Source organism: uncultured Clostridium sp. (genome assembly GCF_947039605.1).
Lineage (GTDB): Bacteria > Bacillota > Clostridia > Clostridiales > Clostridiaceae > Sarcina.
Genome location: NZ_CAMQZG010000051.1, coordinates 1 through 20,280 on the forward strand (window position 1 = coordinate 1; position 20,280 = coordinate 20,280).

The window sequence follows — 20,280 nt, forward strand, 5'->3', positions numbered from 1 at the left end:
TAACATAATAAAACAAATGTCTAAAAATAGGGAATAAATTACTTTCTTGGAATTTGTACGAGGAGAATATTTTATTCCATAGATTAAATAGATAAATTAAAGCTTCTGCTATAAATTGATTTTTATAGTTTACATAATCATTTTATTGTAAAACTTTAATGATAAAAAAGGTTTTTAGTGAGAAATAGAGAATATAAATATTATATATAAATTGAAGATATATCTAAAGAGTGGTTAGAGAAATTTAATAAATGTATTTTAGGGGGAAATTATGTGGATTGATAGTGCGTCAAATATAGATATGTTATCATATAAACCTTTTTCAGAGTTGTTATATAAAATTGTAAAAGATAAGAGAATGAACCCATTAACTATTGGTTTATATGGAAGTTGGGGAGCTGGAAAGTCAACAATACTTAAGCTAACAGAAAATATTATAGAAAAAAATAATAAATTAAGTGAAAAGAAAATATTTACAGTAAATATTAATTCATGGATGCTAGAAGGGTATGATGATACAAAATGTGCGTTAATGGAATCATTATTAAAAGGTGTAGAAGCAAACCCGAATTTTAATGAGGAGTGTATAGAAGGATTAAAAGGATTATTTAAAAGAATTGATTTTTTAAGACTTGGTGCTACCGCACTAAAAAAAGGAGCCCCGTTAGCATTAAGTGTCGCTACAGGAAATCCCATGCCTTTTATGCTAAATTTATCAGAAGGTTTAATAGGAAAATTTAAAACTGAAGATGGAATACAAGATGTTTATGATGGGATTTCTAATTTTTCAAATAAGTATATTAAACCCAAAGAAGACGAGAAAAAGTTAAGTGTAATTGAAAATATTAGGGTGTTTAAATCAGAATTTGAGGAACTCTTAAAAGAAGCTGACATTGATAATTTAGTAGTAATGATAGATGATTTAGATAGATGTACACCAGATAAAATAATAGATACATTAGAAGCTATAAAATTGTTCTTATCGGTAAAGAGTACTACTTTTATAATAGCTGTAGATGAAAGAGTAATAAAATATTCAATAAAGAAAAGATATCCTGCTATTGATGCTGATAGTGTTGATATTTCTAAAGATTATGTTGAAAAGATAATTCAGTTACCAATTAACATACCAGAGTTATCAGAAATAGATATAATGAACTACATGATACTTCTAGCTAATGAATTGTATCTTGAAGAAGAGCTTCTTGATAAGTTGATTAATACATTGTATGAGGAAGGAACTTTTTATAATGGTACCAGAATAACTGTTGGTAAGATATTTGACATAATAAATATATCAGATACATTATTGAAGGATAATAAAGAGTATTTGGAGTTAGTTAATGTAATAGAAAAGACTAGTAAAGTGGTTGCAGGAGTTTTAAAAGGAAATCCAAGACAAGCTAAAAGGTTTCTTAATACATTTTTAGTAAGGAAAAGCATGGCAGAAATATATTATGGGAATTCAAATAATATTAAAATTGAAATTCTAGCTAAGCTCCTATCTTTAGAGTATATAGATATTGATTTATTTAAGAAGTTAAATGAATGGAATAATAAATCAGATGGAGCTGAGATAGAAGATTTAAAAATTCTTTTAGATATTTTAAAGAGCGATAAAGAAATTCCACCTAAATATGCTCTTTGGGATAATGAAAGGATTAAAAAATGGATAATATCAGAACCACAAAACATATATGAGTGTGATTTGAGTAAATATTTCTATCTATGTAGGGAGGCATTATCAGGTGAATCTAACACAGTAGAAAATCTAAATAATGAAGAAAGGGAACTACTAAACAAGATAGTGAAAGCAAATACTGGAACAGAAAAGGAAGAAATTCTTAAATTGAAAGAAATTCATCCTGATTCGTCAAATAAAATCATTAAAGTAATGGTAAAAATGTTTAAGGAAAAGAGTGGACGATTAATTAATATTGGTATTATTTATCAAAATTTTGAGCAATGGAGATTTGAAATTCTTGAACATTTAAAATTATTTATAAAAACTGACATAAAAATGAATAGTATGCCTTACCTACAGATGATTTATAGTTGTACACCAAAGGAAATGGATGAAATTTTAAATTTATGGAAACAAAAGAAGTATGTAGATGATAAAAAAATTAATTTTATAAAGGGAGTGAAATAATGGGGACATCAAAAGGCTATATTCCGCCTAAAAGCAAGGCGTGGAGGAATGCTAAGTCAGCAGTAAGCAGAATGATAAATGGTAGTGATAATGTAGAAGGTATTAAAAATGCTGTGAGTGAATATGCAAAAGCATATTCTTCAACACACTTACCACTTAGTAAAATGGGTGTTTTAGTTGGTGATATTCTAGGTTTCTTTTCAGATGTTAAGATAAATGGACTAGATAATGCTTTAGCAGGAGAAGGACTAAATAATCTTATTGGAAAGTCAAATGAAGAAATATATTTTGGATTAATTGAATATTTCTGCACAGATAATGCGACAATTGAAGATAGTGTTTTGAGAGAATGCGTTGTAGATGTATTGAGTGATAATGAGATAGTTGATTTGGATAATTTAGAAGAGCTAAATGGAAATAAATTTATAGAGGATTTTATAATAAAATATATTCAAGTAAACTTTGAAGTTTCATTTGCAGAAAAGGTTCAAGGATTATGTGATAGCGTAGATGAAAGTAAATCAAAGATAAAAGATGTTAAGAGATATATAGATGATAACATAAGAAACCTGTATAAACATGAAGAAATAGTGAATATAAATTGGAGAGGAGAAGCAGGTAAGCAATTTATAGATAAAAAATGTCAAGAATGTTATGAGCTATTAATATTATTTGAGGAGGAATGGACATGAAAATTTGGATAAATAAATGTGAAGATGAGTTCAATAGTAGTGATGATATGTTAGTTTTCAATTTGAATAACAAGAGCAAAAGTTCAAATATAAAGACTGATTTAGAAAATATATGGAGACGTTTTGGGAAGGCAACAATTTCAGATATTAATGAAGATTTATTGATAATTGCATTAAGTATATTCGCAATAGATAAAAGGATTGAAAGAAAAGGGTTTAGGGATAGTTGGACAAGAGATTTAGAAGTTTCAATACCAGTTTTAGAACTGGAAAAATGGAGTGAAGTTAAAGTTAGATTAGAGAAAATGTTAGGATTTTTAAGTGGAGATATTTGGAGTATTAACTTTAGAAAAACAGATAAGAAGTTCAGGGGTAATAAGTTAAATAAATACAATGTAATAAAGAATATAAATTTTGATTGTGTTAGTTTATTTTCTGGTGGATTAGATTCTTTTACAGGAGTAGTAAAATTACTAGAAAGTTCAAAAAAAGTATGCTTGGTTGGTTTTAAGGAGTATGGGTCATTAGCAAATAGACAAAGAGACATATATAGCATAATAGATAAAAATTACAATGACATTAACAAAGATATAATACTTTTTAAGGGCACGGCATATGCTCCGTTGATGAATAATAAAAAAGAAGAAATATACAGTAAGGGTGTTGAGAGTACAAGTAGAAGTAGGTCGTTCTTGTTTATTGCAGGTGCATTGGCAACAGCAAATATTATAGGAGATACTATTCCCGTGTACATACCTGAAAATGGCTTTATAGGCTTAAATGTCTCATTAACAATGAGTAGAAAAGGAACTTGTAGTACTAGGACAACACATCCGTATTTCTTGAAAGAATTGAATAATATATTAGGCATGTTAGGTATAAATAATAGAGTTGAAAACTTTTATGCATTTAAAAGTAAAGGTGAAATGGTTGATGAAATGAAAGGTGTTAATGCATTTAAGCAGGGGGCAAATTCAACAATATCATGTTCACATCCTTGTTTAGCTAGGTATGATGGTTTAAAGACTCCTTTAAACTGTGGATATTGCTATCCTTGCTTGATACGAAAAGCTGCTATGAATAAAATTGGTGTATTGGATGATAATTATAATTTTAATTATAATATCAGTAAAGAATTTATAGATGATTTCAATAAAGTAGAAGGACGAGCAAGTGATTTAAAAGCAGTATTATGGAGTTTGAATAGATATTTATCAGCGAATGATAGAAAAAGTATTAAAAAGTTAGTAATTAAGACTGGAAATTTGGAGACCAGTGAGACTGAAAAAATGGTAGATGTATATATAAAATCAATGGAAGAGTTAAAAGCAATGATAGTAAATGAAACTGAAAATGATGAATTTAGTTTGTTAAATTATATAGGAGGGCAAAGTGAATAATTTAATAGATACACATTTCCATTTAGATTATTATAGAAATCATAGTGAGTTATATAATTCAATATACAGACTAAAGCAATATACATTATGCGTAACTAATTCACCAGAAATTTTTGAGAGTTGTGTAGATATGTATAAAGAAAATAAATATGTGAAATTTGCATTAGGTTATAATCCACAAATGCTAAGTAAATGTAGATTTTATAAATCTAATTTTAATGATTGTTTAAAAAAAACAAAGTATATAGGAGAAGTAGGATTAGATTTTTCGGGTGTAAATGGAAGGAATAAAGAATATCAAATTGAAATATTTAATTATATATGTGATTTAGCATCTAAACATAATAAAATATTATCTATTCACTCACGGAAGGCTGAAGCAGAGGTTTTGCATATATTAAGAACAAATAAGGTGAAAAATGTTATAATGCATTGGTATACAGGTCCAATAGAACTCATTGATGAGTTTATAAGAGAAGGGTATTATTTTTCTATAAATCCCAACATGGTAAATAGCAAAAAAGGTTGTGAGATAATAAGAAAAATTCCTGAAAATAAAGTTCTAATAGAATCAGATGGTCCTTTTGGAAAAGTTAATGGACAAAAAGTAGAACCGAAAGATTTAAGGAGTATTTATGAAGTTATAAACAAACAATTAAATTTTAGAAATATTGAGACTATTGTTTATGAAAATTTCAGAACTTTATTAGAAGATAATAGAAGTAATTATTGAACATAGATAGTAAAAAGTATAGTTATAGAGGGAAATGGAGCCATAAATATTATATAAGTAAAATGAATTTGCAGGTGATGAGAAAACTTTAACTTGAAATTTATTTAGAAATACTATATGTATAATATAATAATATAAATATGGCGAAAAACCTCTCTTTAGGATTATTGGTTAGAGATAGAATTAATAGAGAACAGTATTTAGGAGGGATGCATGATATGAATTTACAAAATATTAAGTCATATATAATAGAACAATATGGTGAAAATCAATCTGAAAAATTATTTATATTATTATTAGAAAATATGATTAATAATAATATAAATATAGGGAAAAGTTATAAAATAGATTACTTTATAAATATTTTGGATGAACTATATAAGAATAGAAAGACTGATATTAATGATAGAAAATCATTTAATCAAGCAAAAAAGGTAATGTTAAGCGGACGAAACGGGAGAGATTATTTTATTTTTGAGAACTCTTCAAAAAAAGATACTTTAACTGAGATTGTTAAAAAGGAACGAAGTGGATTTACGTGGGGGGATTATGAAGATGAAGAGATTTTTATAAATCCCAAATATAATATGAAGGTTGTTGCAGGGAAAAATGAAAAAACATTTCAAGAAATGCTTAATAAATATAGTTTAAAATCGATATTAAATGGTAAAAAAGTTTATAATAGTGGTGAAAGTGATGAGAATAAAGTAAGTATATCAGTTGATAATAGTATAGCGATTGATAATAGTATAGATACGAAATTTGCTGAAATATTAATAGAAATAGACTCAGGTAACATGGCTAAGTTAATAGTTGGTCAATATACACTACTTAATGAACTGTGTGTAGATAAAGATACGATACTTTTTGTCATTATACATTATTATAAAGATTTTAATATTAATAGGACAATAAAAAATTTAAATTTGATTAAGGATAGGACATTTAATGGAGGTGGAATAGAGTTTAGAGTATATAATATTGATGAATTTGAGAACCTTTGTATGCTGAGTTCAGCTAATCCAAAAAGTTTTATGGAAAAAATAATTGATAATAAATAATAGGTAATAGGGTGTCCACGGTATACCGTGGACACTCTATTACCTATACCTAAATTACGAGTAATTCTATCAAAAAAATAAGAAATCTTGTTATAAAACGCTATAAAATATCATATTTATAGAGTATTAGTAATTATAATAGGAGCTTTTTAAATGTCAGATATGAATAGTAAAATTAAAGAAGAGTTAGAGGAAATAACTCCACGAGTAAAAAAAGGTATTGCCGAGGCAAAAAAAACTTGTCAATATTCAAAAATTATAAGAAATATAATTTTTGAATATGCAGATTTATTGACTCATTGTAATTCTTTAAAAGAAACAGGGTTAAAAGAAATTTTTGAGAATTATTTTGAAATAGATAAAAAACTTTCAAAAAAGGTGGCTCACAATACTAAAGATTGGTTTGATAAAAATCAAGGCTTTATTACAGAAATCATAAAAAAGCTTAATTCTTTAGATGAACAAATAGAATCTACTAGGGATAGTGAAATAGAATGTGGTGGTGTAAATGATAATATTGAAAAAAGTAGTGAAGAGAATCCTTTAAATATAGAGGATAGCCAAAGCAAAAATGAAAATAAGAAAATTAGTGGAGAAATAATAAAAGAAACTGCGACAGATACACAAAATGTTGTTTCTTTAAGTGAAGATATAACAGAAACTATTTCAAAGTTGAATGAAGAGATAAAGGAAAAGGATATGGAGCTTTCTGATAAAGATAGTGAAATAGAAAATCTGAAAAATGAAAATTTAGCATTAAAAAATACATTAGAAGCTAAAGTAAGTAATTTAGAAGATAATAATGAGTATAAAATTTTATTAGAGGTCAGGACTGCTTTAAAGTTACAAGATGATGTTAAAGAAAAAATGATTCCTCTAGAATTGGAAGCTTCTATAATAGAGGGAGTAAAAGCATTTGTTACTAAATATGCCATATTAGATGTTAATGATATTAACTTTGGAACTCCTTTACCACAATCAAAGTTAGTTAAAGCAGCACTTATTACTATTTTAAAGAAAAATAATTTTTTATAGTTATAGATATAGAGTGATTAGTCCATAATATTAAGAGTAATTATTATTATGGAGGAATATATGGATAACTTAGTGAAAAAGGTTGGGATTGAATTTAAAAGAGCTAGAAAAGAAAAAGGCTATACTACGGAGGAATTATCAAAAAGATTGAATATTTCAACCGGTAAATTAAATAATATTGAACATGGCAAAAGTGATTGCTTTCAATTTAAGTTAGTAAATGATATAAATAAAACTTTAGATATAGATGTTTACGAAATATGTGATAGTGCTTTTTATAGTAAAAAAGTAAGCTATCCCGAATATGATAGTTTTATAAATGAACTTGTGGTATTTTTACAGAATAATTCAGAAGCGATAAATAGTATTTTAATTAAAAAGGTTGGAGGTGAAATAGACTTTATAGAGAATATTAAGAGGACAATTAGTGAGAGCTAGTTGTTTTTTTATTTCTTTAAATTCATAATTATGAATTATTCAAAATTATGAATAAGAAATCAATTCTAACACATACTACTCTTGAAGTAATGAATTAAGTGAGGTGATTATTATGTCTACAATTAAAGTGAAAATACGCTATAAAGATGATGCAGAGTCTTGGAATAATCTTTCAAGAAATCTAATATCTTTCTTAGTAGAGAGTGATGAGCTAAGAAAGTTATTATGTAAGGAGTAGTTTTACAATGGAAAGTAAAAAGAATAAGAATAAGAATAAGAATAAAGAGTATGCTGCTATATATGCCAGAATATCTGGTGAAAAGAAGAATAACTCTATTTCATCACAAATAGAGGAAGGTACTCTTTTAGCTTATGAGAAAAATTTACTAATTTACTCTTCTTATGTTGATAAGGTTTCTGGGAAATCTCTTTCACCAGAAGAGAGAAAGGGATATAAAAAACTTCTTATTGATGCAAAGGCTGGATGTTTTAAAACGCTGATAATTTATAGATATGATAGACTTGTTAGAAATTATGATGATTGGATAAAAACAAGTTCAATATTAAAAAAACTAGGGATTAAAATTTTACTGGCAGATAAGACACAGCCACCTTGTAATGAAAATCCTAATGATAACTTTTTAACTAATTTAATGGTTCTCTTTTCAGATTTTGAGCCAGATACTATTAAACAAAGAGTTAATGAAGGGAAAAAGATAGTAAGAACAGAAGGTGTATATAATTCTGGTGCATCAGCACCTTTTGGATATGAAAGAAAAAAGAATGTAGGTGAAAAAACTACATTTAGAGGAGTTCCTATTTGCAAAGAATTTGTAGTATATATTTATAAGAGCTTTTATGATGGAATATTAAATAAAAGAAATGATTATAAGAACTTAACGAAGGAAATATACGAACAAAGTAAGTTGCTTATTAATGAACTAGAAGAAAGTGTTGAAAAGCAGGGTGTTTTAGCAGAGTTTGATAATGAAAATTTTGATATGTTTGTAAAAAGCATTAAAAAGTATGAAGAATCACAGATACTTGAAGGTATAAAAAAAGTCCAGAAAAAATTTTTTATCAACAAGATAAAAAAGGATGGAACATCACAAAAAGCACATTATTCTTCTATGGAAAATGTCTTAAAAAACAATATTTATAGTGGTTTTTTACTTGTAAAGAGTGCTAAAGAGGAAAATCCTTTAGGTGGATTTAGTGAAAATTCTTCTGGTGAGATAGAATTTGATATTAATAAGTTTGTAAAAACTAAAAATGTAGAACCATTAATAACCGAAGAAATATTTATTGCTAGTTATTCTGTATTAAGAAAAGAAAAAATAGAAGAAAATATTAGTGTTAATCCATTTCTATTCAAAGAAATATTAAAGTGTTCCAAATGCAAAAAGAAATTTATCTTACAAAATGATGGGATTATAACTTGTTTTGATAAGTGTTTTTCAATATTTTATGATGAACTCATAAAATGCATATTAAGGTTTCTTATTAGCAATATTTTTGAAGGAAGCCCTAAAGTTTTTAAAGAGTTTGAATATAGAATGGAGAAGAAATTACTATATTTAAATAATGGTTTAAATAAGGCAATTACTTATAAAGGCGAGGTTATCAAGGATTTTATAAGTGGAAATAAAATTGAAATAGTGAATATGAAGGAATTTATATGTAATAAAAATAAAGATATTAGTTATAAAAAGCAGATTCTTAATGGATATGAAGAAAAACTTAGTGATTTAAAAGAATTTGAGAAAATATTAAAAACTGAAAAAGATAAAGCGAAAAAAGATGAGGGAATAGAAATTTTGGTTACTTATATTCTTAATAATGAGGAGTATTTTCATGAGTTATTGAAAAAAATAGTATCTGAAATTAGTATAGGTGTTGATTATGAGTCGAAAACAATCCAAACAAGCGTTACTTATGAATTCAAGGCGGACAAAAATAGCAATATATACAAGAGTATCTACTAAGGAGCAAAATAATAATACTTCCTTAGAAAGTCAAAAGGATGCAATTAATAGGTATATTGAAAAAAAGCCAGAGCTTCAACAATATACTAGAGTTGAGTATGAAGAGACACATTCAGCATCATTAAACCCTAAAGGTGATGAAGTTATTAGAAGTGAGCTAAAAAGACTTTTAAGAGATGTTTATTCTGGAGAATTTGCATATGTTATTTGCTATTCTCATGATAGATTTACAAGGAATATTGATGAATTTGTGATTATTCAACAAACTATGAAATTGCTTGGAATTAAAGTTTTATATGCTAAGGCTGGAGAAGATATTAATACTGAAAATGATAGTTTAAATAAGTTATTTGAGAATTTAATGAATAACCTAGCTACACTAGAAGCAAATATAATATCTTCTAGAGTTAAGATGGCAAATAAATATAAAGCTAAACATGGAATTTGGAATGGTGGAAAGCCACCTTATGGATATAGGCTGATACCTCATTTAGAGAATCCTAAACAGACTATTTTGTGTGTTAATGAAAGGGAAGCTGGAATTATAAGAAAAATTTTTGAGTTATATACAAAGGGATATAATAACCATGATATAGCTTTATATGTAAGAGAAACTTACTATAACAATAATGATAGGATGTGGACTCATAATACTATTAAAAATATACTTAAAAACCCTGCATATACAGGTGTAGGAGCTTGGAATAAAAAAGGTGGTATGAGAAATCCGGTTAGAAATCCGAAAGAAGAATATATATACTCACCACTTAATCCACAAAATGTAATAGTGAGTAAGGAACTTTGGGAAAAAGCTGAAAATATAAGAAATATCCTAGAGAATAATAGTAAGTTTATATCAACTGAATTTGCAATTAAGAACTTTGCTTGTTGTGGAGAATGTGGAAAAACTTTAAAAGGTAAAAATCATGGGTATGGAAAAAGATTTTACTACTGTGAAGATGGTCATATGTCTATAAAAGCTAGTGTTTTAGATTCAAATGTAATTGAAGAAATATCTTTGGTTATGGAGAGACTCCTTACATTAGATGATAAGTTTAAATCTTTTTATACTGCATATGTTGAAAAGTTAGAAAGATTAAATAATGATATACAAATATACGTAGAAAAAACAAAAAGTGAGATAGACTTAAATAAGAAAGTTAAAATTAGTTCTTTAGAGAAAGTTTCTGAAATGGAAGAAGCTATACGAATGACTGGTGAAGACTATTCAGAGTTGTTAAATGCTTTAAAGGAACAAATGATTAAGTGGGATATTTTAAATGAACAGCTAGAGGAAGAAATTTCTCATAAAGCTCCATTTAAAATTCCAACTTTTGAAGAATTTAAAGAACTTATTGAAGATAATAAAAATGAAGTTATGGAGATAATTAAAAATGTAGATGTTGACCATAGAAAGAGAGCTTTGAGGGTATTGTTTAGTCAGATACTTTATAAAGTTGTAGTTAATGATGCATTTGATGTGGAGATTATCTTTAAATAGAAAAAGAAGTTGTCAATTTATGATTATAAATTAGCAATACAGAATAAAACAATCCCTTATTTAATAATTATTATATTAAGTAGTAATTATTGAATAAGGAATTTTGTTATGGACAAAAAGAAAAGAACTAAGCCAAGCCCAAAGGCAATTGAAGACTTTACAAAGGAACTTTTAAGACTTTTTTATAAATACAAATCAATTGAAGAGAAAAAAGTTGATAGTAAGTAGGTGCATGATATGAAGAAAGTTGCTATTTATTTAAGAAAAAGTAGAGGGGTATTGGAAGATTTACAAAAGCATGAGCAGCAATTAATTTCATTATGTGAAAACTCTGGGTATGGATATGATATATACAGAGAGATTGCAAGTTCAGATACTATGGAGAGAGCAGAGCTAACCAAGCTTTTAGATAATATTAAAAGTTATAGTAGTGTTGTTATTATGGCACTTGATAGACTTTCAAGGAATGAATATCATCAAGCTTTGATTACACAAATACTAAAGGAGAATAATATAGATATTATAACTCCAGCTAGAAGGTATAACTTTTCAAATGAAACTGATATTATCACAAGTGACTTTGAAAAGCTTCTTGCAAGGCAGGAGTTTAGAATCATAAAAGGTCGTTTAAAAGCTGGTAAACTTCATAGTTTTAAACAAGGGAACTGTATAACAACACCACCATTTCCTTATAAGTATAATCCTAAGACTAAGAGTTTAGATATAGTTCCAGAAGACTATGAGAAGTATAGATATGTTGTGAAACTTGCATTAGAAGGGCTTTCACCAACATTAATATCTGAAAAAGTAGGTATGAAAACTATAACTATAAGGCGTATGCTCTGCAATAAAATTCATAGAGGTTATGTTAGATATGCGAATGAGTATGTGAAAGGAAAGCATAAGCCTGTTATAACAGAAGCAGAGTTTCAAACTATTGAGAAATATAAGTATGGACGACTTCGTGGGACTAGGAAAAGAGCAAAACATACTTTTAGCTTATCTGGAATAGTTATATGTCATACTTGTGGATATACAAGGAGTGTTAAATATAGAACTGATAGAAAAGTTCCTGAATCAATAACTAAATGCAAGTATTGTGGTGATGCTGGAGGGATTACAACAGGGATTCATAAAGAGATAAGAAAGAGATTAGAGCAGTTTATAAAAGATATAGAAAGTGGATTAGATACTTTTAATGTGAATGAACAGAAACAAGAGCTAGAAGAGCTTGTAAGTGGAATTAAGAGTGAAATAGTACGTTTAGAAAAGCAAATAGAAAAATTAAAAGAGATGATATTAAATGATATTGTATCTATACAAGAGGGAAAAGAGAAAACTCAAAAAATTAAAAATAAGATAGAACATAAACTTGAAGAACAAAAGATATTGGAAGCTGATATTAAAGGATTAGATGATATACAAGTTGATAAAGTTACTCTTAGTAGAGTATTAGAGGTTTTGGAAACTAATATAACTAATGAGGAGCTTAATGGACTTTATAGAACTATAATAAATAAAGTTACAGTTAAAAATAAAAATATTGTTGATATTGAATGGAAATAAGAAATTTTCTTGTTTCCTTTTTTATTATGGATTTAAACAATTAGACAGGGAGGCTAAGAGTCAATGAAAATTATAAAAGGAATATGTCTTATTGTACTTATTATAAGTATTCCTTTTTTGCATGAAGTAGGACATCTTATAGACTATATTTTGACGGAAGTACCAGCAACTATTGAGTATGGATTTATAACATCTGGAAAAATTACAGTTGGTGGTGTGCTAGGTGGTTTATTATTTAATTATAGATTTATCTTTTGGGTATTTTTAGGGGGGTAGGTATTTTATCGACTATAATTTCAAGGCTTTTAAAAAGAGTGCGAATCTCTTTAACTATAGTTATACTTACTTCAGTTTCAATTAGATTTAAAAGCATAGTAGTTAAATTATCATTAGCTAAAGATTTAATCTTATTAAGAGAATTAAGCTTGCTAACTCTATCTAATATTTTGTGAAAGAAAGAGAATTTGTATTTATTTTTATAAAAGTATATGAAGAAAATATGAGAAATAGTAGCTTAAATAGATGAATTTAACTTGAAAATAATGTAATATAAGAGTATAAGAATAAAAAAATAATTAGGTAATATAATGGATTTGGCATACTACATCCAAGTTGTTACTTATGGTAGTTAGGAGAAATTAAATATGGGAATAGATTGGGGAAAGATTGGAGCGATAGCAACAATAATAAGTGTGATAGTAGGGATAATAGCTATTATTGTTTCAATTATAATTTCCAAGAGGGACAAACAGATTGAAAAAAACAAATCAGTTCAAAAAGTTGGTGGCTTTTTTTATAAAAATGTGAATATAAAGCAAAAAAATACATCTAAAAATACGACTAAAATTCAAAATGTGAATACATTGGTGGGTAAAGACTTAGATATAGAACAGGAGAATAAAGAGTGAGTGAAAATAATCAATCAGTAGTAATGGGATATATGAGGGATAGTGCGATAACTCAAATTAGCAATAATTATGAAAATAAAGAGATTGTTAATGAGTATTTACAAGAAAAGTTTGAAGAGATTAATAAATTATTTGAAGAGAGCAATTTAGATAAAATAGAAGAAATAATTATCAATATAGATGAGAAAAAAGAAAAATTAGAAAGTTCTGATGAATTACAATTATTAGAATATAAAGCATTGCTTAATATTTTACGTAAAAAGTTTGATAGAGTAAATTTTTATATTCAAAGAATTGATAAGATAGGAAATGGTGAGCATCATAAAGATACAATAAAATTTAATTTAGCTATTCATAAAAATGATTTTGAAATTTTTAGAGAAGAATTAATTATTAAAAAGGTTTCTAATTGTAGTATAGATGAAAAAGAGTTAGAATTTTTCTTTCATACATATAAATTTTTGGAAGGAATAAAATTTTTTGAAAAGCATAGAGGAAATGTTGTTTCAGAAGATGTACTAGCTATGGTTGCAAAAATGTATATTTGTTATCAAAAGAATGAAAGTGGAAAAGAAATTTTAGATAATATTAGTTTGAAAAGTGAAGATATAAAATTATGGTTGACCATAATAGAGCTAGAAGCGATTTTAAGTCAGTATATATATATTGCCGATTTTGTAGAAAATGAAGACTTGGAAAAAATTATTAAAAGCTTTTTAGAAATAAATATAGATAAAATTAGTGCTTGGGAAAAACTTTACTTAGATATGAATTTAGTTCGCTTATATATTTTTTATGATGTTAATAAAGCTGAACACTTAGTTTTAAGCTTGAGAGAGAGAAGTAATGATTTAAAAATAAATATTTTGTATATGGATGTTTTGGAGCAGTTAAGAAAATTTGAAGAATTAGAAAATATTTATGAAGAGATAATGCAATCTATTGATGACGATAATATAGTTTCAGATTTGATTTATAGGGGGATTTTGATAAAATATCATTTCAAAAAATATAATGAAGTTATAAAGTTATATGAGGATTATATCGATTTCGATGACTATATAGGAGATTGCACTTATTTTTATGGTAAATCATTAATAGAAATGAATGGAACAGTTAAAACAAAAAATCTTTTACAAAAAAAAATAGAAGGGAAAAATAATTTTGAATTATTACTATTAGCTGAATTAAACTTAGGAAATAAAGAGAAAGCCAATGGATATTTAGAAAAGATTTTGAATAAGATAGATGTTAATAATGACATAAATCTATATATATCAGAAATTTATATGAAGATGGAACGTGATATTAAAAGTGCTTTTAATATTTTGAAAAAGGGTGCAGAGGTTAAGGTGTCTTTTTTTCGAGAATTAATAAGGTTAGCGGCAAGCACACCAGTTGATAGTGAGTTTAACAAAGTAGTAGTGAAAATATTTTTGCTAAATTATAATGATAGTATAGATGAGTTTATAAATGGATATTTTTATAATTTATTTGCAGAAAAGAAAGAGACTAGGAGTGGATATTTAATTGCGAAAAAAATGTATAATAAAAATGAGTTTAATGAAATATGGGTGAATAGATTTTTAGAAAGTAAAATAGTAAGACATGAGTACAAAGATATACAAAATTTAATTAATAAAATTCAAGAAACTAAAAATGCACATTATTTAATAAATGTTGCCACCGGATACTGTCATTTGAAAATGTTTGAGCTTTGTATAGAATGGAGTTTTAGAGCCTATTACTACATGAATGAAGTAAACAAAGAATTTATACTTATTAGACTTGGTCAAATAGGTTTAGAGTTAGAACAAAATTTTAATAAATTAGAATTCCCTTTAAAACTGGATGGAGATTTTGTAATGGTTCTTGAAGATGAAGTTGGAATACCTCAAATATATTGTTTCAATAAGCAATGTATATATAATTCTTTTAGAAAAGAAAGTAATATTCATTTTAGAAGTATAGATGATGATTTATATTTATTATTATTTGATAAGGAAGTTGGAGAGTCAGAATTTTTAAATGAAGTAAAACTAAAAGTTATAGATAAAATCCATAAATACTCATATATGTTCACCAAAGGGTGTGAAGCTTTTTTTGGAATTTCTCAAAAAATTACGATTTCTGAAAATCCGAATGAAGATGGAATACAACCAATAATAGATATGTTAGAACTTCAAGAGTTTAATCAAAATGAAAATTTAAAAGCATATTTAAATAATAAAATCCCATTTACTATGCTATGTTCTTCACTAGAACTTGTTCCAGCGTATATAAATAGTTTGCGTTTTAGTGAAGATAAATATATTTATGCTGGGAAAAGTTATATAAAGAGTATAGAAAGTAAAAAAATAATTCTTTCGCTAAGAAGTATTTTTCTTCTATATTTTAATAACTTGTTAGAGGTGTTAGTAGAAACTTATGATGTTGTAATAGGTGTAGAGTTAATAAATTTTTTGAAAGAGCAATTATCTAATTTATATAAAGAGCTTTCTAAGGATACTAAAAGAATAGGAACAATAAATGGAAAGCCATTTATAAATGAAGAGACAAAAATTTGTAAAATAGAAGAAATAAAATCATATAAAGAGATAATAAATATTTTAGAAAATGTAGAGGTAGTAAAAGTTGGGCTAGAAAAAAATATATTGATTTCTCTTCCAGAAAAAATATTTTTAGATATAGATATTGAAAGTATAGAAATTGGAAAGAGAGAAGATGGAATTATACTTTTGGAAGATAATTATTTTAGTGAAATAGTGAACCAGATTTACCCTAATGTTGAATGCGGAACTATTGGGAATTTAATAGTATTGCTAAGTTTAAATAATGATGAAAAAACAGTAAAACTTTTGAAGGTTTTTATAAGGCAAAAATATAAATATACATTTGTATTTGAGACTCTAGTTAAATTTATTTTTAGGTGGAATATTAGTTCAAAGAAAGATGAACAAAATTTTGAAAGTATTATAAGCTTACTAATAATATACGATTTTGATGGATATTACAAAAAACAATTAAAATATATTCTTTATAGTTTAAAGAAAAATCATTTGTTATATAGAATATCATTAAGAAAAATAAATATGTTAGAGAATGCTATAAAATCTAAATTAATACCTTCATGCTTTACAGAAAATCTAGCAGACAAATAATTTGGTTATTTGGCTTTTAATAGATAACTGTTTTTTTAAAATTTATAAATATCAACAGGGCTAATATCACAAAGTTCAGTAAATTGTTTTTGGTGTATACCTAATGATTTTATTTTATTTTTATATGTACTTTCATCAATGTTAAATTCTTTGATGAATCTTTTATATGAGTTATAGATTTTCTGTTTTAAGACCTCATCATAAAGATTAAATTCTATTGTTAATACTGGTTTTTCTCAAATAATTTTTATTGAAAAATAAATATGTGCATATAAAAAAGGAACTGTATTTAAATGGGGATTATTAAAAAGTTTAAATACAGTTCTTTTTATTTATATTTTTTTTACTATATAAGTATTGTTTTTTTGTGCAAAGGTTAAATTTTCCGCTTTAAGAACTTCATTTAGATATTTATGAGTTTCGTTTATGTCACCACCTATAGAAGTTATAGAATTTGTATCTATTATAGTTTCTAATAAGTTTTTAATCTGCCCTTCTTTATTGACCTTTATTAAAGATTTATGAGAATATGTGTTTCGATTATCTTGTGTTTCATTTTTTAAAGGTTCTATAAATTGCATATATAATGTTTCTAAATCACATAGTCTTCTATAACCATATAAATCTCTATCAGATTGAGGTTCAGTTGCAATTATTCTATTTATAGCTACTAATGTTGCTGGTTTTAAATTCATATTAATCTCTCCTTATTTTTGTTAATTTATCCTTATAATATTATTATTAATAGAGTGATAAAAATATTACTATTACTTATTAAAGAAAGTAAGTCCTTAAGAATATTCCAATCTGGACTTTTTGAAAATATATTAGATTTTATTAATTACCTAATGATATAAGTCTGTTAAAGATAAGAAAGATACAAGTAGGTGTATGCTATGAAGTTGTTATTTATTTAAGAAAGAGCAGTGGGATGTTGGAAGATTTACAAAAGCATGAGTAGCAATTAGTTTCATTATGTGAAAACTCTAGATATGGATATGATATATATATAGATTGCAAGTTCAGACACTATGGAGAGAGCAGAACTAACAAAACTTTTAGATAATATCAAAAGTTATAGTAGTGTTGTTATTATGGCACTTGATAGACTTTCAAGGAATGAATATCATCAAGCTTTGATTACACAAATACTAAAGGAGAATAATATAGATATTATAACTCCAGCTAGAAGATATAACTTTTCAAATGAAACTGATATTATCACAAGTGATTTTGAGAAACTTCTAGCAAGACAGGAGTTTAGAATTATAAAAGGTCGGTTAAAAGCTGGTAAGCTGCATAGTTTTAAACAAGGAAATTGTATAACAACACCACCATTTCCATATAAGTATAATCCTAAGACTAAGAGTTTAGATATGTAGTGAAACTTGCATTAAAAGGACTTTCACCAACATTGATATCTAAAAAAGTTGGTATGAAGACCATAACGATAAGGCGTATGCTCTGTAACAAAATTCATAGAGGATATGTAAGATATGCTAATGAGTATGTTAAAGGAAAGCATAAATCTGTTATAACAGAAGCAGAGTTTCAAACTATTGAGAAATATAAGTATGGACGACTTCGTGGGACTAGGAAAAGAGCAAAACATACTTTTAGCTTATCTGGAATAGTTATATGTCATACTTGTGGATATACAAGGAGTGTTAAATATAGAACTGATAGAAAAGTTCCTGAATCAATAACTAAATGCAAGTATTGTGGTGATGCTGGAGGGATTACAACAGGGATTCATAAAGAGATAAGAAAGAGATTAGAGCAGTTTATAAAAGATATAGAAAGTGGATTAGATACTTTTAATGTGAATGAACAGAAACAAGAGCTAGAAGAGCTTGTAAGTGGAATTAAGAGTGAAATAGTACGTTTAGAAAAGCAAATAGAAAAATTAAAAGAGATGATATTAAATGATATTGTATCTATACAAGAGGGAAAAGAGAAAACTCAAAAAATTAAAAATAAGATAGAACATAAACTTGAAGAACAAAAGATATTGGAAGCTGATATTAAAGGATTAGATGATATACAAGTTGATAAAGTTACTCTTAGTAGAGTATTAGAGGTTTTGGAAAGTAATATAACTAATGAGGAGCTTAATGGATTGTATAGAACTATAATAAATAAAATTATGATTAAAGATAAAAGTGTTGTTAATATTGAATGGAGGTAAGAGTTTGTATTACCTTCATTTTTTAGTATATTTTAAAGTTATAGTTTAAAAAGAGAGAGAGTTGTAATCAATAAATTAATTATAAATATTTTTAATTTTTATCTCTAAAATATTAATACTTTAATGGTAAAATTAAATATTAAAAGTGAACTAAGGGAGTGGAGCGGTGAGAGAGTTATTAAATAAATTAAGATTTAATAAAAATGAAGTTAATGAAATAAACTATGATACAAATGAAACATCATATAATGAAAAAGGTTATGATAAAGATGGCTATGACAGAGATGGATTTGATAAGATGAACTTTAATAAGAATGGCTATCATAAAAATTATACTTTTTATGATGATGAAGGTTATGATAAGAGTGGGTATAGTAAATCTGGTTATGATAGAAGAGGATTTAATAGGGTAGGGTATCATAGAAATAAAAGCTTTTATGATAAAGATGGTTATGATAGAAGAGGATTCACAAAAAGTGGCTATCATAGAAATGGCACCTCTTACGACTGTGAAGGGTATAATAGTGCTGGATATGACAGGTATGGAATAAGTAAAATGCAAGAAATAGTAGTGAAATCTAAGGATAATCAAAATGAGTATGATAGTAATGGTTATGATAAAGATGGCTATAATAGAAGCGGATTCACAAAAAGTGGCTATCATAAAAATTATACGTCATATGATTATGCCGGATATGACAAAGATGGCTATAATAAAAAAGGGTTTAATAAAAGTGGTTATCATAGAAATGGCACATCCTACGATTATGAAGGATATAATAGTGCTGGATATGATAGGTATGGAGTAAGTAAAATACAAAAATCTAGTAGTAATGAGAATGAGTGTAATAGTAGTGTTTATAACAAAGATGGATATGATAAAAATGCTTATAATAAAAGAGGCTTTACAAGAAGTGGATATCATAGAAATGGGACATTCTATGATGGTGAAGGATACGATAAGGCTGGATTTGATAAACAAGGATTTAATAAAGTAGGCTATGATGAAAATGGTTATAATAAAAAGGGGTTTAATGTTAGGAACTATCATAAAAATGGAACATTATTTGATAATAATGGTTTTTCAGTAAATGGTTATAATAGAAAAGGCTATTGCAAAGAAGGGTATACTAAGGAAGGCTATAATAAAAGCGGATATGACAAATTTGGATATGATAAAAATGGTTTTAATATAAACAGTTATCATAGAAATGGAACACTATTTAACAATTATGGTTATGATGAAAATGGTTATGATAATCGTGGATTCAATGAAGAAAAAATGCATAAGAATGGAACCTTATTCGATGATGAAGGCTTTCTAGTGAGTGGTTATAATAGAGAGGGTTATAATAAAAAGGGGTATAATAGAGATCGGAAGAGCGTCGTGTAGGGAAAGAGTGTCATCGCCTGTGTAGATCTCGGTGGTCGCCGTATCATTAAAAAAAAAAAAAAAAAAA

The 20,280-nt window shown here is 26.6% G+C and carries 17 protein-coding genes; 16 read left to right on the forward strand and 1 reads right to left on the reverse strand.

All coding sequences use genetic code 11. The features are described 5' to 3' along the window. Positions 1-271 precede the first annotated feature (271 nt). From Q0V24_RS14460 to Q0V24_RS14525, 14 genes are all read left to right on the forward strand, one after another. Entirely contained in the window at positions 272-2,152 is a 1,881-nt protein-coding gene (locus tag Q0V24_RS14460; RefSeq protein ID WP_297522494.1) for a P-loop NTPase fold protein, read from the forward strand. Continuing rightward, a complete protein-coding gene (locus Q0V24_RS14465; protein WP_297522495.1) occupies positions 2,152-2,844 on the forward strand; it encodes a hypothetical protein in 693 nt (230 codons plus the stop codon). The genes Q0V24_RS14460 and Q0V24_RS14465 overlap by 1 nt, the downstream gene beginning before the upstream one ends. Continuing rightward, positions 2,841-4,244, forward strand: a complete 1,404-nt coding sequence (gene qatC / locus Q0V24_RS14470) for a Qat anti-phage system QueC-like protein QatC (RefSeq protein ID WP_297522496.1) — start codon at positions 2,841-2,843, stop codon at positions 4,242-4,244. The genes Q0V24_RS14465 and qatC overlap by 4 nt, the downstream gene beginning before the upstream one ends. Then, a complete protein-coding gene (locus Q0V24_RS14475; protein ID WP_297522497.1) occupies positions 4,237-4,977 on the forward strand; it encodes a TatD family hydrolase in 741 nt (246 codons plus the stop codon). The genes qatC and Q0V24_RS14475 overlap by 8 nt, the downstream gene beginning before the upstream one ends. A gap of 218 nt (positions 4,978-5,195) precedes the next feature. Beyond that, complete coding sequence (locus Q0V24_RS14480) at positions 5,196-6,038, forward strand: hypothetical protein (protein ID WP_297522498.1); 843 nt, start codon at positions 5,196-5,198, stop codon at positions 6,036-6,038. Positions 6,039-6,191: 153 nt separating this feature from the next. Further along, positions 6,192-7,073, forward strand: a complete 882-nt coding sequence (locus Q0V24_RS14485) for a hypothetical protein (protein ID WP_297522499.1) — start codon at positions 6,192-6,194, stop codon at positions 7,071-7,073. Positions 7,074-7,133: 60 nt separating this feature from the next. Further along, a complete protein-coding gene (locus tag Q0V24_RS14490; RefSeq protein ID WP_297522500.1) occupies positions 7,134-7,511 on the forward strand; it encodes a helix-turn-helix transcriptional regulator in 378 nt (125 codons plus the stop codon). A 112-nt stretch (positions 7,512-7,623) separates the two neighbouring features. Next, the gene (locus Q0V24_RS14495; RefSeq protein ID WP_297522501.1) at positions 7,624-7,749 is read left to right on the forward strand and encodes a hypothetical protein; all 126 of its coding nucleotides are present in this window, start codon (positions 7,624-7,626) and stop codon (positions 7,747-7,749) included. A gap of 7 nt (positions 7,750-7,756) precedes the next feature. Next, positions 7,757-9,496 carry a recombinase family protein gene (locus Q0V24_RS14500; RefSeq protein WP_297522502.1) on the forward strand — a complete coding sequence of 580 codons (1,740 nt, stop codon included), beginning with the start codon at positions 7,757-7,759 and terminating at the stop codon, positions 9,494-9,496. Continuing rightward, on the forward strand, positions 9,414-10,997 hold the full coding sequence (locus Q0V24_RS14505; protein ID WP_297522503.1) for a recombinase family protein: 1,584 nt from the start codon (positions 9,414-9,416) through the stop codon (positions 10,995-10,997). Before Q0V24_RS14500 ends, Q0V24_RS14505 begins: the two co-directional genes overlap by 83 nt. Positions 10,998-11,234: 237 nt before the next feature. Further along, positions 11,235-12,563 carry a recombinase family protein gene (locus tag Q0V24_RS14510; protein ID WP_297522504.1) on the forward strand — a complete coding sequence of 443 codons (1,329 nt, stop codon included), beginning with the start codon at positions 11,235-11,237 and terminating at the stop codon, positions 12,561-12,563. 63 nt (positions 12,564-12,626) lie between these two features. Beyond that, positions 12,627-12,839: a hypothetical protein gene (locus Q0V24_RS14515; protein ID WP_297522505.1), complete on the forward strand. Its 213-nt coding sequence runs from the start codon at positions 12,627-12,629 to the stop codon at positions 12,837-12,839. 368 nt (positions 12,840-13,207) lie between these two features. Next, positions 13,208-13,471 (forward strand): hypothetical protein, encoded by a 264-nt coding sequence (locus tag Q0V24_RS14520; RefSeq protein ID WP_297522506.1) that lies wholly within the window; start codon positions 13,208-13,210, stop codon positions 13,469-13,471. Next, on the forward strand, positions 13,468-16,632 hold the full coding sequence (locus tag Q0V24_RS14525; RefSeq protein ID WP_297522507.1) for a hypothetical protein: 3,165 nt from the start codon (positions 13,468-13,470) through the stop codon (positions 16,630-16,632). The genes Q0V24_RS14520 and Q0V24_RS14525 overlap by 4 nt, the downstream gene beginning before the upstream one ends. 332 nt (positions 16,633-16,964) lie before the next feature. Here Q0V24_RS14525 and Q0V24_RS14530 read toward each other — a convergent pair whose 3' ends face one another. Then, a complete protein-coding gene (locus tag Q0V24_RS14530) occupies positions 16,965-17,327 on the reverse strand; it encodes a hypothetical protein (RefSeq protein WP_297522508.1) in 363 nt (120 codons plus the stop codon). A 318-nt stretch (positions 17,328-17,645) separates the two neighbouring features. Here Q0V24_RS14530 and Q0V24_RS14535 point away from each other — a divergent pair, with 318 nt between their 5' ends. Together Q0V24_RS14535 and Q0V24_RS14540 are read left to right on the forward strand one after the other, a co-directional pair. Beyond that, complete coding sequence (locus Q0V24_RS14535; RefSeq protein WP_297522511.1) at positions 17,646-18,014, forward strand: recombinase family protein; 369 nt, start codon at positions 17,646-17,648, stop codon at positions 18,012-18,014. Continuing rightward, the gene (locus Q0V24_RS14540) at positions 18,014-18,820 is read left to right on the forward strand and encodes a hypothetical protein (protein ID WP_297522509.1); all 807 of its coding nucleotides are present in this window, start codon (positions 18,014-18,016) and stop codon (positions 18,818-18,820) included. The genes Q0V24_RS14535 and Q0V24_RS14540 overlap by 1 nt, the downstream gene beginning before the upstream one ends. Positions 18,821-20,280 lie beyond the last annotated feature (1,460 nt).

What these genes read in the sequence shown, in the direction of transcription:
- Q0V24_RS14460 (WP_297522494.1), top strand. Translation starts at nt 272, where the DNA reads ATGTGGATTGATAGTGCGTCAAATATAGATATGTTATCATATAAACCT.
- Q0V24_RS14465 (WP_297522495.1), top strand. Translation starts at nt 2,152, where the DNA reads ATGGGGACATCAAAAGGCTATATTCCGCCTAAAAGCAAGGCGTGGAGG.
- qatC (WP_297522496.1), top strand. Translation starts at nt 2,841, where the DNA reads ATGAAAATTTGGATAAATAAATGTGAAGATGAGTTCAATAGTAGTGAT.
- Q0V24_RS14480 (WP_297522498.1), top strand. Translation starts at nt 5,196, where the DNA reads ATGAATTTACAAAATATTAAGTCATATATAATAGAACAATATGGTGAA.
- Q0V24_RS14485 (WP_297522499.1), top strand. Translation starts at nt 6,192, where the DNA reads ATGTCAGATATGAATAGTAAAATTAAAGAAGAGTTAGAGGAAATAACT.
- Q0V24_RS14490 (WP_297522500.1), top strand. Translation starts at nt 7,134, where the DNA reads ATGGATAACTTAGTGAAAAAGGTTGGGATTGAATTTAAAAGAGCTAGA.
- Q0V24_RS14495 (WP_297522501.1), top strand. Translation starts at nt 7,624, where the DNA reads ATGTCTACAATTAAAGTGAAAATACGCTATAAAGATGATGCAGAGTCT.
- Q0V24_RS14500 (WP_297522502.1), top strand. Translation starts at nt 7,757, where the DNA reads ATGGAAAGTAAAAAGAATAAGAATAAGAATAAGAATAAAGAGTATGCT.
- Q0V24_RS14505 (WP_297522503.1), top strand. Translation starts at nt 9,414, where the DNA reads ATGAGTCGAAAACAATCCAAACAAGCGTTACTTATGAATTCAAGGCGG.
- Q0V24_RS14510 (WP_297522504.1), top strand. Translation starts at nt 11,235, where the DNA reads ATGAAGAAAGTTGCTATTTATTTAAGAAAAAGTAGAGGGGTATTGGAA.
- Q0V24_RS14515 (WP_297522505.1), top strand. Translation starts at nt 12,627, where the DNA reads ATGAAAATTATAAAAGGAATATGTCTTATTGTACTTATTATAAGTATT.
- Q0V24_RS14520 (WP_297522506.1), top strand. Translation starts at nt 13,208, where the DNA reads ATGGGAATAGATTGGGGAAAGATTGGAGCGATAGCAACAATAATAAGT.
- Q0V24_RS14530 (WP_297522508.1), bottom strand. Translation starts at nt 17,327, where the DNA reads ATGAATTTAAAACCAGCAACATTAGTAGCTATAAATAGAATAATTGCA.